The organism is Sphingopyxis fribergensis, from assembly GCF_000803645.1.
GTDB lineage: Bacteria > Pseudomonadota > Alphaproteobacteria > Sphingomonadales > Sphingomonadaceae > Sphingopyxis > Sphingopyxis fribergensis.
Window position 1 is genome coordinate 2,945,941 of sequence record NZ_CP009122.1, and the last position, 14,894, is coordinate 2,960,834.

Annotated in this window: 15 protein-coding genes; 10 read left to right on the plus strand and 5 right to left on the minus strand. The window is 63.7% G+C overall.

The features are described 5' to 3' along the window. The first annotated feature begins 140 nt into the window (after nucleotides 1–140). Genes SKP52_RS13585 through SKP52_RS13605 form a run of 5 tightly spaced genes read left to right on the plus strand, consistent with a single transcriptional unit; the run spans nucleotide 141 to nucleotide 5,504 of the window. Nucleotides 141–2,087, plus strand: a complete 1,947-nt coding sequence (locus SKP52_RS13585) for a hypothetical protein (RefSeq protein ID WP_321164053.1) — start codon at nucleotides 141–143, stop codon at nucleotides 2,085–2,087. Then, a complete protein-coding gene (traN, locus tag SKP52_RS13590; RefSeq protein WP_039575491.1) occupies nucleotides 2,084–3,193 on the plus strand; it encodes a conjugal transfer protein TraN in 1,110 nt (369 codons plus the stop codon). The genes SKP52_RS13585 and traN overlap by 4 nt, the downstream gene beginning before the upstream one ends. After that, nucleotides 3,165–4,058 carry a type-F conjugative transfer system pilin assembly protein TrbC gene (locus SKP52_RS13595; RefSeq protein ID WP_039575495.1) on the plus strand — a complete coding sequence of 298 codons (894 nt, stop codon included), beginning with the start codon at nucleotides 3,165–3,167 and terminating at the stop codon, nucleotides 4,056–4,058. Before traN ends, SKP52_RS13595 begins: the two co-directional genes overlap by 29 nt. Further along, nucleotides 4,030–4,629 (plus strand): S26 family signal peptidase, encoded by a 600-nt coding sequence (locus SKP52_RS13600; protein WP_039575497.1) that lies wholly within the window; start codon nucleotides 4,030–4,032, stop codon nucleotides 4,627–4,629. The genes SKP52_RS13595 and SKP52_RS13600 overlap by 29 nt, the downstream gene beginning before the upstream one ends. Beyond that, nucleotides 4,626–5,504, plus strand: a complete 879-nt coding sequence (locus SKP52_RS13605; protein WP_039575499.1) for a conjugal transfer protein TraF — start codon at nucleotides 4,626–4,628, stop codon at nucleotides 5,502–5,504. The genes SKP52_RS13600 and SKP52_RS13605 overlap by 4 nt, the downstream gene beginning before the upstream one ends. Before the next feature lie 35 nt (nucleotides 5,505–5,539). Here the strand turns inward: SKP52_RS13605 and SKP52_RS13610 are convergent, their stop codons facing one another. After that, a complete protein-coding gene (locus SKP52_RS13610) occupies nucleotides 5,540–5,950 on the minus strand; it encodes a type II toxin-antitoxin system VapC family toxin (RefSeq protein ID WP_039575502.1) in 411 nt (136 codons plus the stop codon). After that, nucleotides 5,947–6,198, minus strand: coding sequence for an AbrB/MazE/SpoVT family DNA-binding domain-containing protein (locus tag SKP52_RS13615; RefSeq protein ID WP_039575504.1), 252 nt, complete (start codon nucleotides 6,196–6,198; stop codon nucleotides 5,947–5,949). The genes SKP52_RS13610 and SKP52_RS13615 overlap by 4 nt, the downstream gene beginning before the upstream one ends. Before the next feature lie 94 nt (nucleotides 6,199–6,292). Between SKP52_RS13615 and SKP52_RS13620 the strand changes: the two genes are divergently transcribed. The 3 genes from SKP52_RS13620 to SKP52_RS13630 all read left to right on the plus strand — a co-directional run bounded on the left by SKP52_RS13620 (nucleotide 6,293) and on the right by SKP52_RS13630 (nucleotide 8,012). After that, a complete protein-coding gene (locus SKP52_RS13620; protein ID WP_052208289.1) occupies nucleotides 6,293–6,823 on the plus strand; it encodes a thioredoxin domain-containing protein in 531 nt (176 codons plus the stop codon). A 192-nt stretch (nucleotides 6,824–7,015) separates the two neighbouring features. After that, on the plus strand, nucleotides 7,016–7,291 hold the full coding sequence (locus tag SKP52_RS13625) for a hypothetical protein (protein WP_223181289.1): 276 nt from the start codon (nucleotides 7,016–7,018) through the stop codon (nucleotides 7,289–7,291). Between the two features lie 4 nt (nucleotides 7,292–7,295). Continuing rightward, a complete protein-coding gene (locus SKP52_RS13630) occupies nucleotides 7,296–8,012 on the plus strand; it encodes a nucleotidyl transferase AbiEii/AbiGii toxin family protein (protein WP_052208291.1) in 717 nt (238 codons plus the stop codon). Nucleotides 8,013–8,322: 310 nt separating this feature from the next. Here the strand turns inward: SKP52_RS13630 and vapC are convergent, their stop codons facing one another. Together vapC and SKP52_RS13640 are read right to left on the minus strand one after the other, a co-directional pair. Beyond that, nucleotides 8,323–8,727, minus strand: coding sequence for a type II toxin-antitoxin system VapC family toxin (vapC, locus tag SKP52_RS13635; RefSeq protein WP_039575509.1), 405 nt, complete (start codon nucleotides 8,725–8,727; stop codon nucleotides 8,323–8,325). Then, entirely contained in the window at nucleotides 8,724–8,918 is a 195-nt protein-coding gene (locus SKP52_RS13640) for a type II toxin-antitoxin system VapB family antitoxin (protein ID WP_039575512.1), read from the minus strand. The genes vapC and SKP52_RS13640 overlap by 4 nt, the downstream gene beginning before the upstream one ends. 304 nt (nucleotides 8,919–9,222) lie before the next feature. On the opposite strand from SKP52_RS13640, the gene SKP52_RS13645 reads away from it, so the two are divergent. Together SKP52_RS13645 and SKP52_RS13650 are read left to right on the plus strand one after the other, a co-directional pair. After that, nucleotides 9,223–10,605 carry a conjugal transfer protein TraH gene (locus SKP52_RS13645; RefSeq protein WP_228383646.1) on the plus strand — a complete coding sequence of 461 codons (1,383 nt, stop codon included), beginning with the start codon at nucleotides 9,223–9,225 and terminating at the stop codon, nucleotides 10,603–10,605. Between the two features lie 5 nt (nucleotides 10,606–10,610). Next, nucleotides 10,611–14,351 (plus strand): conjugal transfer protein TraG N-terminal domain-containing protein, encoded by a 3,741-nt coding sequence (locus tag SKP52_RS13650; protein WP_039575519.1) that lies wholly within the window; start codon nucleotides 10,611–10,613, stop codon nucleotides 14,349–14,351. Here the strand turns inward: SKP52_RS13650 and SKP52_RS13655 are convergent. Continuing rightward, nucleotides 14,348–14,869, minus strand: coding sequence for a hypothetical protein (locus SKP52_RS13655; RefSeq protein WP_228383647.1), 522 nt, complete (start codon nucleotides 14,867–14,869; stop codon nucleotides 14,348–14,350). The two genes, SKP52_RS13650 and SKP52_RS13655, sit on opposite strands and share 4 nt — an antisense overlap. Nucleotides 14,870–14,894 lie beyond the last annotated feature (25 nt).

Below are 14,894 nucleotides of genomic sequence, written 5' to 3' on the forward strand. Positions count from 1 at the left end.
TGTCCTCGGGTAAAAGCGGTGCTCACGGTGTTCGACGGCCAGGCCGTCTATCGGCACCTCTCGCCCGGATCCGATGACTTCCGGGCGGGAGACCTGTTTCGGCTCGCGCATGGATCGCGCACTGTGGACGGTGATCGTTCGTGAAGCGCTCGGTTTCTCTCCTGTTGCTGCCGATGGCGGCAATGGCTTCCGCCAGCACACTGGCGCAGTCAGTCGAGGACCGCGCGCGCGCAGCCGCGGAAGCTTCTCGCGCGAAGTCCTCGACCAGCAAGGCGATCCAGGAGAATTACCTCACCCCCGGCCTCAGCGGACAGCCGATCGCGACGGTCGATCGCAGCCAGAGCTTTACGCCGAGTCTCGCCTGCCAGAAAACATCGAGCCTCCTCGAAATCCTGATCCAGCCTGACGGCACGGGCGACATCAACACCGTCCGCATCGCCCGCGACACCGATCTCGACGGCAGCTTCGACCGCGTGTCCACCTTGCCCGTGCCCGTCTCGGGCATCTGCGCCAACGGCGTCATCGCTTGCCAGCCCGGAAGCTGGAACGCGTGCAACTATCATCGTTGGAACGTCGATGTCTCGGGCGACCTGGGGCTCGCCGCCGCCGAAATGGCCGAACTCGCGGGCTGCTATTGCATCAACAATAGCTGCGGCGCGAATCTCGTGATGGACAATCTGCCGTCGGTGCTCAAGGATCTCGGCGGCGGCGCGATCGGCGCACTCACGAGCCACGATCCCCGCGTCGGCGTGGCCGAGGCGCGCATCAACGGCCCGCTGATCCAGTATGTCGGAGCGCAATCAACCGCCTGCACGGCTTTGCCGGACCTTCCGCAAACAGCCTATCGCGGCCGTCCGACTTCGATCCTCGGCGACGCCGCGGCGACCGCAGCCGGAAGCTCGCTGTTCCAGAGCCTCAAGGGATCGCCCGCCGGCATCGGCAAGGCCGAACAGGTCCGCGCCTGCACGATCGAACGCGACGTCACACTGCGGCCGCTCGCGTATGAGGATATCGTCTCCGCGACGGGCGTCATCTATTCGGTTCAGGGCTGCGGCGAAGGCTGCCGACGCTTTCGCATCATCGGAGATGGCAATTGCAGTAGCGCGCCGCCGATCTTCACCGCGCGCTTCGAAGTCAGCGACCCCGCGAAGCTCCTGTCGGCGCGGATCGTCGAGATGGGCGCCGACGACTGGGTCCAGGGCCGCATCAACGGCCGCGTCGTCGGCTCCGCGGGGCCGCGTCCGTGGCTGACGACAGGATTGCCTTCAGGCGACTGCCGCACCGATGGCGGCGCGGCGCGCAATTACACCTCCTATGATTTTACCACCGACCTGCGGGCGGGGCCGACGACGGTGTCGGCACGCGTGCGCGGCGGCGGCGGCGGTGCGCCTCTCACGACCGAATGGGGACTGGTCGACGTCGAGATTCGCGTTTCGGACGCATGCGAACCGAGCGACCGGCTCGTCGACCAGTGCGCAGATATTGGCGCCAATCAAAAGTGCCGCCTCGACAGCGAGAGCGTCGATGGCGTCCAGACGTTTCTGAACGGCGTCGGCACCGGCCTTCGCCCCCTCCCGCGGTCGCGCCAGTTCGGCACGGGCAGTTGCACCGCTACCCTTACCCGCGACTTTTTCCTGCGCCAGCGGACCTATAAATGCGCGATCGACACCGGCGCGATGCCCGAACCCGACCTGTCGCGCGGCGCCTATATCATCGATCGTTCGACCGAGACGCTGCTCGCCGACCGCGTTCGGACGGCCGACGGCGGCAGCGCCGCGTCTACGCGCGCCTTCGCGCTTCCCGATCGCGGCTCGGTTCCAGCTTGCGAGGCGGTCTGCAAGACGCGCTCTGCGAAAGCCAATACCGACGCGGCGCCTGCGGGCGTCGTCGGCGCGCAGCAGACCAGCCCGACCGGCTTCGACACCTTCTATCACGCCTGCTCACCGGGCAATGTCTGTCCCGCCGGTCCCGGCGAGACCATCGTCACGCCCTGCGGCTGCCTTGATACCTTTCCCGAGGCGGTGGTCATGATGCAAACGGTTAGGCTCGCTGGCGCCGATCTCGCCTGCACGGCGACAGCGCGATGATGGGCCGCTTTCTCTTCTGGCCGTCGCGCCTCGCGCTGATCCTGTTCGGCATCGTCGCCTTCGCGCTCGCCGTTTACGCGTCGGCAGCGCAGGCGCAGCAGATTTGCGCGGTCGACCTCAATGGCAATGGTGACGCCGACGACGCGGGCGAGACCGCTAGCTGCGTCGGGATGCAAGGTGGTAGCTGGCAGTGCCCGATCGAACGGGCATCGTGCGCGCCCGAGCCCGGCGGCGCGTCGTCCTGCCCGCTTGGTTCGCAATATGCGTGCGAGACGCTGGCGAGCGGCGGCGTGCCGAGTTGCTCGCCGAACGCCTGCATCGATACCGCGGCAAACCCGATCGAGGATGAACCCGTCGTCGACGATCCGGGCGCGCCCGCCGACGGCGAAGTCGACACCGACGGCAATTGTCTCGGGAACATCGAGATATTCGGCGGCCGCGCGCTGCGCTGCCGCCCAGCGGGCCTCAAGACAACCTTTTCCAACTGCTGCAAGGACAAGGGTAAGATCGTCAAGGACGGAATGGGCTCGTCGATCGCGTCGACGCAGACGAAGATCGCGATCGCCAAGGGCGTGTTCACCGGAGCCCAAGCCGCCTATGCCGCCTTCCAGGCGGGCGCGACGGCAAGCCAGGCGGCGAGCGCGGGCGCCAATGCGATCATTGTCGGCATCGATCCGACCTCGATCGCGATCAGCCTCGCGGTCAACGTCATGATCGAGTTCCTCCTCTCCTCCTGCGACCAGCAGGACATGGAGACGGGCATGCTACGCGGCTCGGGCATGTGCGTCGAGGTCGGCTCCTATTGCTCGTCGAAGATCCTCGGCATCTGCGTCCAGAAGTCGCGCAGCCATTGCTGCTTCAATACCAAGCTCGGCCGCATCATCCAGGAACAGGGCCGCCCGCAGCTGAAGTCGTTCGCGGATGGCTGGGGACCGGTGAAGACGCCGAACTGCCGCGGGTTCACGCCCGAAGAGTTCCAAGCGCTCGACTTCAGCCGAATGGACCTCTCCGAATATTATTCGGAAGTTCAGGCCCGCGCGCAGGCCGACATCCAGTCAGACATGAAGGATCGTATCGATGCCTATATGCAGGCCATCGGCCGCTAGGCGCCGCGCCGTACTCGCGGTGGCGCTCGCCGACGTAGCCGGCATCGCCGGCCTTGCCGCAGCGCAAATATCGCCGGGCATCGACGACAACCCGTCGGCGCGCGAGAAGGTAGAACGCGAGGGCGAAGCGGCGATGGACCGGCTGAAGGGCGCGGTGTCGCGCCGCAAAGCCCAACAGCAAAACGGCCCATCTGACCTGCCGAAGCCGAGCGAGGTCGAACGCCGGCGCGCCTTCGAGGCGATGCGCGACCGTGCCAAGTCGCCAGCGATGGAAGCCCGCGCCCGCGATGCGCTTGAGACCGGCAAAGACCGCTTCGCCGCAGAGCGCGAGGCGATGGCGAAGCGGCTCGGCCAGGCACTCGGGCTCGAAGCGCCCGAGATCAAGGCCGTCGCCGATGCCGGTCCGGCGCCGGCGGCGAAAGGCTGGGTGCCTGTGCTGTTCGTCTCCTCGTCGATGCCGACGTCAACGCTGCGCACCTATGCAGCGCAGCTCGAGAAGGCACGCGGTGTCCTCGCGTTCCGCGGCATGCCGGGCGGGATGGCCAAGGTCGCGCCGATGGCGAAGCTCACCGCCGAGATTCTCCGCCTCGATCCCGGCTGCGAGGGACCGGCATGCGTGATGCGCGACGTGCAGGTGATCGTCGACCCGCTGGTCTTTCGCCAGCACGGCGTCACCCGCGTGCCCGCGCTCGCCATGATCCCGGGCGATCCGGTGCTCCCCTATTGCGAGCGCGAAGACGAAAGCCCGCGCGCTGCGCACGTCGCCTATGGCGATGCCGCGCTTTCTGGCTTGCTCGAGGAAATTGCCCGCCTCGGCGGAAAAGAGGAGGTGCGCGATGCTCAGTCTCGCCTGGAAGGCCGGTAAGCATCTGGCGATCGGTTTGAAGGGACTGCCGCGGCGCGCAGCCGTTGCGCTCGGCAGTCCGGGGCTCGGCGAACCCGCACGCCCCGACCGGCTCTGGAAGGCGACGGCGCTCCTCGTGCCCCTCGCGCTGCTGACCTGGTGGGCGATCCCGCAAGCCATTCTCGTCATGTCACCGTCGATCGACGCCTTGGCGGTGCGCGCGGCGCCGGGGCCGATCGCCAAGGGCGACCTCGTCCTGTTCATGCTCTCACATCCGCTGGCCGGCTCCGAGCCCGTCAAGGTGACCAAGCGCGCGCTCTGCATGCCGGGCGAACGGATATCGCTGATCGAAAAGCCATCTTCGATGGAGCCCGATGCCATGGATGGCTGGTATTATTGCGACGGCGTGCTGCTCGGCGTGACCAAGCCTTATGGCCGGGGTGGCCAGCGGCTCGACTATTGGCGGCCCGATCACGGGCTGATCCCGCCGGGATTGATCTATGTCGGCTCGCTGCACCCGAGCGGGTTCGACAGCCGCTATTACGGACCGGTGCCGATCGCGCGCCTCACCCGCATGGAGAAGCTGCTGTGATCCGCCCTGCCCTCCTCGCGGCGCTCATCACGGCCTTCCCCGCCGCCGCGCAGCCGACCTCACCCACCCGCGAACCGAAGCAGGGCTATTGGTGGTATCAGGCACCGCCGCCGGTCGAAGATGCGGATGCCGAGCCCGACGCGCTGATGAAGCCGGCGATACCGCCGATGGCGGAACTGGCGACATGGACGCCGCCCAAAATCCGCAAGCTGATCGAGCAGCAACGCGACTATGCCGCGACCGTGCTCACCGTCGACGCGGTCGCGGACTTCTGGCGGCTGCAGGACTTCGCGCGGCGCAAGGCACGTGCGTTCGCAGGCGTGACTCAGATCGCCTTGCTCCAGAACCCCGAACTCAATGCCAAGTCCGCCAACCCGATCGTCGGCGACGCGCGCGCGGCGATGGGTGCCGAGAAGGAAGCGGTTCGCCGCCGGTATCTCCGCGCCCACGCAGGCCAGTTCGCGCTCGTCATGTTCTCGCGGAATTCCTGTGGCTATTGCCGGGTGCAATGGCCGATCCTCGAACGGTTCCGCGAGGAGACGGGCTGGCAGGTCACACAGATGGATCTCGAGCGCCGTCCCGAACTCGGCCAGCGCTTCGGCGTCGAGATCACGCCGACGACGATGGTGATCCGCCGCGACAGCTCGGCAAGGATGGTGATCGCGTCGGGTGTCGAATCCTATCCCAATCTCGCGCAGACCACATACCAGGCCGTGCGGCTGATGCTCGGCGACATCCGCCCCGAGCAGTTCCTGACCGGCGCGGGCGAGGAAGATGGTTTCTTCGATGCGCTCGGCAACGGGCCGGTATCGGCGACCGATCCGCGCGCACTCGGCGGCGATTTGGTGGGCGCAAGCATGGAGCCGCGTCGATGACAGCGTCTATTGCCGCGCAGCGCCGCGCAGTCGGATCAAGCTTTCGATTGATCGGGGTTCATCGCAGCTTGCCCATGCTTTGCCAGAAGGCCAACAGCGCCTCGATCGAAGCTCACGAAGGTCTCGCCTCCCAGCCATTGGCCATCGTGGGCGATGACCCCATCAGCGAAGTCTCCACCTTGCTCCAGTATTGCAAGCCCCGCTTCAACAGCCTGTCGGTCCGCTGCGACATTGCCGGCGTCGATAAGCAATCTGACCGATGCAGCGACCCTTGCCGCCTCATAGCGATACACTTTCCTGAGCACCCAGCAGAACTCGCACAAGGCCGGAAGCGTCACAGCAATAAGTTCTGCTTCCTTCAGGAGCTTTTTTGCCAAGGGGCTTTGAACGGGATCGTCCAGCGTTGCGGATCGGACGAGGATATTGGTGTCGGCAGTAATTTTCACAGCTGTCCGGCCCAGCCCTTTTCAATGGCCTCATTCATCTCCTCGATCGAGATGGGCCGCTGGCCTTCCCGCTTGAGTGACCCGAAGAAATCCTCAATCTTTCCGGAAGGCCTGATGGCCCGAATCTTGATTTCACCGCCGGGGAGTTTGTCAAAGCTGATCTTGTCGCCTGGATGGACGCCGAGATGCCTGAGCAATTCCTTCCGCAGCGTGACCTGCCCTTTCGCGGTAATGGTAACAGCGTTCATGTGGCGAGTCCTTTCAATAGCACAAGGTAAGAGCAAATCCCCTTACCTGCAAGGCGAGTTCAGTATGTTGGCGCGATGTGCAAGCGCGCTGAGCATGAGCATCCTAGTCATTTCGCCCGGCATGGCGCAGACTGTCAGCCGCGAGGATGCAGCGCGCGCCGCGATCCATCCGGTCGGAACAACTGCGGCGATGAACCACTGGCTCTCGCGCGTTCCGGTGACGCGCGCTTTCCCGCCGGACTTTACCGAGGAACTGCGCGGACGCAGTTCGGCCTTCGTCGTCGAGATGAGCACCGCGCCCGGCTGCGTTCCCTGCGCCGATCTCTGGACCAAGCTCGGAAGTCTGGGAAGGCGATATGGCTGGCAGGTCCGCGCCATTTCCGCGCAGGAAGCGATGCTGCGATCGGGCCGGCTCGGCTTGCCCTGGATCGGGCATCCGGTCGCATGGGTGCGTCCGATGAACGATACGAACCGGATCATTCCAATCGCCGTCGGGACCGATCATGCGCCCAATTTAGCGCGCAACCTCTATCTCGCCGCGAAGATGCTGACGGGCGTTCGCCCAGCGGTAGGCGTCCGCGCACTCTCGAAATTCACTGGAATCGTTGGGGGCCCGTCGCGATAAGCCGGACGGAACTTTCTTAGCTCTGGCGCGGAATCTGCTTGAAACATCAAAGCCATGATGCATGCTTCATAAGCTGAATCTGGTCTTGTCATTATTGCCTCGCGTCGGGCGTAGGACGCGACCTGAGCGAGATTCTTGTTTTGATAACCGCTCGCGACTATATGAAAACAACGATCCAAACAGGATCGTGTTATGAGTGGAATGATGGCAAACGCTGTAACTCAAGTGCTGACGACGGTGAACGCCCCTTATGGGGCGGCCGTTTCCGCACATCAGCTTGCTGCCATGATCGTCGACTTGAAGAGCGCGATTGACTGCAACGCGCCGGTTTTCGCTTTCTTCTCCGAAGTGCCGCTGAACGTCCAGGAACAGTTCATGGCAGCGATGGGCGTAGACGCAAGTCAAGCGAGCCAAGTCGCCGATAAAATCTCCGAACTTTCGGGCTACACGCTACCGCTGGCGGCCTGACGCCGTGTCTGCAAAGCGGCCGAGCGAATGGCCGGTCCTTTTCAATCTCGCCGTAGATATTCTTGACCATTTCAGGAAGGCGAACGGCTTCGCGCCTCAGTGGAGCTTCGGCGGCGGAACCGCACTGATGCTGCAGATCGATCATCGTGAAAGTCACGACATCGACCTGTTTCTGGACGATCCACAAATCCTCCCATTTCTCAATCCGGAAACGCAAGGCATCAAACTCGATCACGCTCCTGACAGCTATCAGGCAGGCACCGATATGCTGAAGCTTGCTTATCACGATCTGGGCGAAATTGATTTCATCTGCTGCGACAGCATCATTCCAGATCCAACACGAGCGCACGACGTTCAAGGTCACGCCATCGCGCTTGAAACGCCAGCGGAAATCATCGCTAAAAAGGTCTTCTATCGCGGTTGGAGTTTCCAGCCGCGCGATATGTTCGACCTTGCAGCGGTCGCCGAGCATTTTGGACCCGACTATGTAGTCGGGGCTATTGAGCATTGCGGCCGCGCGAGGTGCGAAACGGCTCTGGCAGTCATCAACAAAACGAATCCCGCCTATGTTGAAGGGATTATTGGCCAGCTCATGCTTCGCGAAAAGACGCGCAATCTCGTTGCCCACTCCCGAGAAATCAGTCGAGACCTGATCGGACGAGCTTCAGCGAAACAGCCTATCCTGAATCCGGATACCCGGCCGCATGAGTCCGACCGGTGAACGATACGAACCGGATCATTCCGATTGCCGTTGGCACCGAATCATGCGCCCAATATCGCGCGCAATTTATATCTCGCCGTAAAGATACTGACCGGCATGCGCCCTGCAAGCCGGGGTCCGGGCGTTTTCGAAATTCACGGGAATTGTTGCTCAGGGGCCGGGCATCTCATTGCAGCGCCGAACGAAGCCATAATTTCGATCGAATGCCGGTTCGAGACTCCCTTCAAGGCGACGAGGCCAAGTTGGCCGATCACTTATCCTTGCAAATCTGGAGCCACGGTCCAGATTTGCAAGGATAAGTGATCACACATCAACGTGCGCTCGACATGGCCGACGCCAGTCCGAGATGCTCCACAAAGGGTTCAAAATCGCGATCACTATAGAGCAGTGACAATCCATCCTCGATGCATCGCGTGGCGATCAGCGTATCGATTGTCTTGCGAACGGTAATCCTCTTTCCGCGCAGGGTCTGAAAGTTTCGGGCCGCCTGGATTGCGACGTCACGACCTCCGATATCGATCTGGTCGAGAGACCCCATCAATCTTAGCGCGACGTTGAAGGCGCGATCGCTGGTAAAACCTTGCAGAACCTCGGCCAGAATGATGTCGCCGGTCAGCAGCGGTTCCGCGCCAAGCAACGCGTCCAACCTCTCCGTCTGCGGTGTGGCATCGCCCCGGAAGTAATTGATCCAGACGCTGGAATCGACGAGGATCACCCGTCGGTTCTCATGGCGTCAAGATCGCCCGCCCAGGTGAGCTTGCCCCGGAACCTTCGAATCTCGTCCTGTTTGCGAAGCCGAAGCAACGTCCGCAAGCCGAGTTCAACGGCCTCGCGCTTCGTCTTGAGACCCGTCGCGCGAAGAGCTTCGTTCATAAGATTATCATCGATGACGATGTTGGTCCGCATGATGTGTATCCTTTTCTTAGATCATACACATACGATCCTTTGAAAGCGTTTGCAATCCATCACGGCATCTTGCCGACCCTGAAACATGGGACGAGGCGATGATCGACATGGCAGTGGCCCATTTCGCGTGGGACATATTAGCGGAAGGACCTTGCCTCTGAGAGGCGCGTACGTGCCTCTGTCCTTGTCGCGAGAGGTCAACACAAGCGACCATGAGTGGGTTCAGCCTGCCACATCCCGCCCCTGAGAAAGAACGCTGATGTCCTCGCTTGGCGGCCGCCGCGCCATTATGATCGCCCTCATCATGTCAACCTGCGGAGCCGGCGCGCCGGGAGCCTATGCCCAAAGCTGGGCCGAACACTGGTTCGACAATGTGACCTACACGTCGCCCGGTAGTTTCGAGGACCAGGCGCGCGGTTATGTGACCGCGGGCGGCTTCTCGGGCCGCGTCGACGTCCACCACGACTATCTGACGAGCGTGACGCTGCCCAAGGTGCGCGCGGGCTGCGGTGGCATCGACATGTTCCTCGGCGGCATGTCGTTTCTCGATCCCGACTATCTCGTCCAGAAGCTCGAGAGCATCCTGCAGGCCGCGCCCGCCGTCGCCTTCCAGTATCTCCTCGAAACCCTTGACGAGAAGATGGGCAACATCATCTCGAAAATGGAAGCCGCGACCAACTTCCTGAACTCGATCCAGGTCAACGACTGCCGTCTCGCGAACCGCATGGTGCAGATTGCGAAGGGCGACGACAATATGTCGGGGATCATCGAGGAGATGACCGGCTACCGCTCGATCAAGCAGGGCTATGCCAAAAGCTATCAGCAGAGCCGCGAGAAGATCGAGGCGAACAACAACAACCCGACCGAGGATCTGAAGGAGGCGCTCGCCAACTGCCCGCGCGAGGTCACCGACATCTTCCGCACCGGCTCACTGCTCGCGCATGCCGCGGCGCGCGTCGGTGCAGGCGAATGGACCAACGTCATGCGCGCGCGGGTCGGCGATGTTTACATGCGCTGGGATCAGGCCGACAAGGTGCCGCTCTTCTCGGCCATCCCTGCCTGCCCGCGCCAGGATACCGAGGCCGTCGAGGATTTCCTGACCGGGCGGGTACCGGCCCGATCGCTCAACCTGCCGCCGACGGGCGCGGACTGCAGGGTCGACGGGCCGGGCCGCGGCGCGCTCGTCCTCGCGCGCGAACGGATGCAGGCGATCGCCACCAAGATCCGCACCCGCACCGCACTGACGGCCGAAGAACGGCAGTTCGTTGCCAATGTGAAGACCCTCCCCATCTACCGCATGCTCGAATGGGGCGTGCGCGAAGGCGTCGAGGACGCGGTGATTGGCGATACCGACGAGCTGGTCGCGCTGACCCTCGCCTACCAGATGCTCAACGACCTCACCCGCAGCATCGACTTCGCGCTGTCCAATGCCGAACGCGGAACGTCGGTCGCCGGTGCCGCCGACGCCGGCAACGCAAATATCTGTCAGACGCGCATCCTTACCAAAGGCATCGAGCAGCTCCGCGATCTCCGCGAAGAAGTGCTGCGGCAGCGCGCGCAGATGCGCCAGTCCTATATGGCGTCGCTGAACCAGGCGAACCTATCGGCAAATTACGCCGGGCTCGTTCGCCAGCGCGACCGCGACGCGCGCGACGCCGCCGGCGCCGCCGCCAACCGCAATCGCTGACGGCCATGCGTGTCAGTTCGCTTTCCGCGCTCGCCGCCGCCTTGGTCGCGCTGCTGCCCGCTCCCGCGCTCGCACTCGAGACCAGCTTCCACACCTATGACGGGTTCAACGAGACCGTCGATGCGTTCCGGCTCGTCTCGATGATCTTTGCCGATCCGCGCTACGAAACGCTGGTGCTCATCGTCGCGGTCGCCGGGATCGCGCTCGGCGCGCTACTCGCGAGCGTGCGCGGCAACGGCATGGGGATCGTCGCTTTCGGCTTTCAGACGCTCGTCGGCATCGGGCTCTTCGTCGGCATGGTCGCGACCACGGGCACCGTCCATGTCTACGACCGGGTCCGCAACGCCTATCAGCCCGTTGGCGACGTCCCGAACCTGATCGTGCTGGTCGCGGGCGTCACCAACATGATGGAGCGCGCGATCGCTGAGACGATTGACGACAATACCATCGATCCCAATGCCAAGCTCGAGTTCGGCGCCGGCGGCCACAGCTTCGACCTGTTCCTGAACGCTGTTAGCCCGCGAGGGCCGATGACTGACAGCTTCCTCGATGCAACGATCAAGGATTATGTCCGGCAATGCTATCCCGTCGCGCGCGTCTCTCCCGCCTATGGCATCGACGACGATCAGCTCTTCCGCACCAGCAACGATCTTCCAGCGGCTTTCGCCGCGATGGCGGGCCCTGCAACCTTCAGCACCGTCTTTACCGCGACCGACAAGGGCGGAACGACGGTGAGCTGTACCGAGGCCTGGACGCATATCTCGGGCCGGCTTTCGGATCCGGCGCTGTTCGACGATTACAGCCGTCAGGTCTGCGAGCGTACCGGCTATGATGTCTCGAACGCCGCCCAGCTTCAACGCTGCAGGTCCAATCTTGGCGCGCTCGGCGACAAGATGCTGGCGACGCCGCTGACGCTCCAGCAGCTGATGACCAACATCAACCTCGGCAATGCTGTCGGCGACGTGCTGTTCGAAGACAGCCCCGCGACCGCCGCGCGCGTCATGGCCAACCGCGCCGTCGTCTCGAGCGGTCTCGCGACCATGTCGACCGCGAACGAATGGATGCCGACGATCCGAGCCACCGTCTTCGGGATCATGCTGTTCATGATGCCGATCGCGCTGCTCTTCATCCTGACCCCGATCAACCTGCGCGTCGCGAGCTTCGCGCTCGGCCTCTTCGTCTTCGTCGCCATGTGGGGCGTGATCGATGCCGGCATCTACCAGCTCACGCTCGGCCGCGCGATGGATGTGCTTGCCGAGATGCGCTCGAACCATGTCGCCGCCAATGCCTGGATGCTCGCACCGGGGTCGGCGATGAAGGCGCTGGCCATCTTCGGGAGTTTTCGCACCGCCGCCGCCGGGCTCGCCGGCGCCTTCGTATTCACCGTGTTCCGCTTCTCGGGCAACGTGTTCACCTCCTTCACCAGCGGCGCGCTCGGCGTGCAGGGCCAGGGCACCGCGGCCGCGACGCCGATCATGACGCACGAAGGCCGCGCTCAGGCGCTCGAGGCGCAGGCCTCGGCGACCGGCACGACGGCGCGCCGCAGCGCGGCATCGAGCTTCGGGGATTTTGGGGTGCGGTCCGCCATGGGCGCCAATCGTGCTTTCGGCGCGGCCGGCGGATATCTCGCCGACCGGACGCCGGGCATCGCGGGAACGACGGGTTTTGCGCTCGGAGCGACCGATGCCGCGCGCGAACTTGGCGGCCTCGCTCCTGCTCTTGTCGGCCGCGACTTAACCCATCCCGCGACGGCCGCGGCCGTGCGCGCCAATGCGACGACGTCAGCGATCCACAATTTCGCCGAGAAGGACGCGCTGCGGAACTTGGGGACGAACTATTTCGGGCCGGGTCAGGCGGGCGAGCGGGCTTTCGCCGGTTTCGCGCAGAACATGGTGCAGTGGAAAGCGTTCGGTGACACGCGGGCCTACGACATGATGATGCAGGGCGCGCAGCGGCATTTCGAGCGCAATGGCTATGACCAGAAGGATGCCGCGCTCAAGGCCTCGACCGTGATCGCACAGGCTTCGGCCGACCCGACCTTCGCCAAGCTGATCGCCAACACCTACGACCAGGAGGCGATGCTGCGGAACGATCTCACCACCGCGCAGGTCAATGTCGGCGCGATGGAAGGCCGGCGCGACTATGCGGGCGACAATGTCGCCGGGATCGAACGGCGCAACGTCGCAACCGAGCAGGCGTGGCGCACCGGGAATAACGAGGGCCAGCGCAACGCCGCGTCGATGCTCGGCCTGTCCGTCGACGAAACCTCGCGCCGCATGGGCTTCATCAACACCCTCTCGGGCGAGGCCCGCTCGTCGGCGATCACCTCGCTCTCCCGCGCGACGGGCCGCAACGAGGCGCAGGTCATGCGCGCGCTGGAAACCTATAACGCCTCGGTCCAGCTCGGCACCGCCGACGGCGCGACAGCCGAGGCCGGGCGTGAGGGAAAGAGCGTCTATGGCCGCACCCGCGAGGTGGCTGGCTATGACTTTGCCGAACGCTCGGGCAAGCTCGATGCCCAGCGCGAGGTCGGGCATGACGGCGTGCGTGGCGCCGCGCGCATCGGCGAGCAGCGGCGGCAGAGCGACAATTTCGGGTTCGCGGAAGGCGCAGCCGCCGCCGGCGTCTCCACGCGCGAGGCGGCGCGGCTCGACAGCTTCATCCAGGCACTCAGCCGCACGGCGGGCAACCAGGTCGACATGGCCGAGGGCGGCGCGGCCGGGATTGCCGATCGCGCGCGCAATGAGCGGCTGACGCGCATCGTCGACAACGAGCGGCTCACACGCATGCAGGGTCTGCTGCGCAGCGAGGGCATCAACATGACCAAGCGCGAGCTCGCCATGGCGCAGAATGGCGATCTCAATCTCAATGTCTCGCCCGATGTCGCGCGACAGCTCCGCGCCGCCGGCCTCATCAACGACAGCCAATATGGCGCGATCGCCGAGGGGGGCCGCGCGCGCTTCAGTTTCGCGGACAATGATCTGCTCGTATCGAGCAGCACCGGGTTCACGCAGTCCGCGCGCAGCGATACCAGCACCAAATATGAAGCCGGCAAGCAGGCCGGCCCCGACACTGTCGAGCATATGCTGAGCAGCGGCCCCGAGGGTCAGGCGATGATGGCCAACTGGCTCCGTGGAGGGTTCGAAATGGACCGCAACGGCGAGTGGCGGCTCAATCCGCAGGTCGCCGATACGCTTCAGCGCGACGTGTCCGCGATCATGGCCCAGACCGGGTGGCAGCGGGCTATATCTCGCTCGGCGCAAGACCAAATCTCAATGGGAACGACGGTTGGCGGCAATGTCGGCGCAAGTGCCCAAAGCGGTGATTATGCGTCGCGTGGTGGTTCGGTCAAGGGTAAGGAACGATCACAGACAGCAACGTCAGGGAGCGTCGGCGGCAGCTTGGGATATAGCAGCAGCGACATGGGCACGAGTAACGAGACCGCTCGGGCTTCGCTCGATATCGTAAACTATGATGTACGCGAGGCGATATCCGCCGCAGAGCGGGCGGCTGCGCGCTCTGTAAACCCTGAAACGACATTTACGAGCGAGTTGAACCGTCAGGTGCTTGGCCCCGAGGGGCTGCGAAATCGCTACCTTGGGCAAGCCGATTCCGCACGTGGAACCGCCGATATTACTGGGCCGATGACGTCGCTTGAACAATCCTCGATCTTGAGCAGTGGCCGATTTTCTACCGACCTAGCAAATGGTCCATTCGACGGAGATAGCAGCTACAAGAAGCGCTAATCTCGACGTCCAGGGTGCTGAGGGCTGAGTGGGTTGCCTATATAGAGTCCGCCGGAGCGCGGATCATAGATGTCGACCGACCAATGAGGTCGCCCAAGACGCTCCCAGTGCTCGTCCTCCATCCTCATCTGTTCGAGTTCGTCGATTTCCTCGTCCGAGAGAGGTTCGCCAGACAGCGGCCTGTTCAACCAAGCTCGGATGAATCCAAAACCAAGCACCAGCAGCGTCGTCAGCGGGAAGAAGAGCATGTTGAGATAGCCCGCCAGAGCGCTGGTATAAAACTCCGCCAGAGCCGGGAGTTTCAGCGAGGCCGCCGCGCCTGCCCAGTAGACCGGAATCGCTGCCCACCAAAGCTTCGCGTACCACGGCTTCCAGAGCCAATCGCGCGCGACGGGCTCCCGAACGGTATCGGCTGTTGATGCGTCGGAAAGGTGGCTCGCCTGCATGTGTTTTCTCGGTCGGCAGCCTATCAGAAGATGCCGATTGAAGGAATCAAAAGAGCTTCCGGAAATGGACATTTTGCTTTCCCTGATCCGATGATTT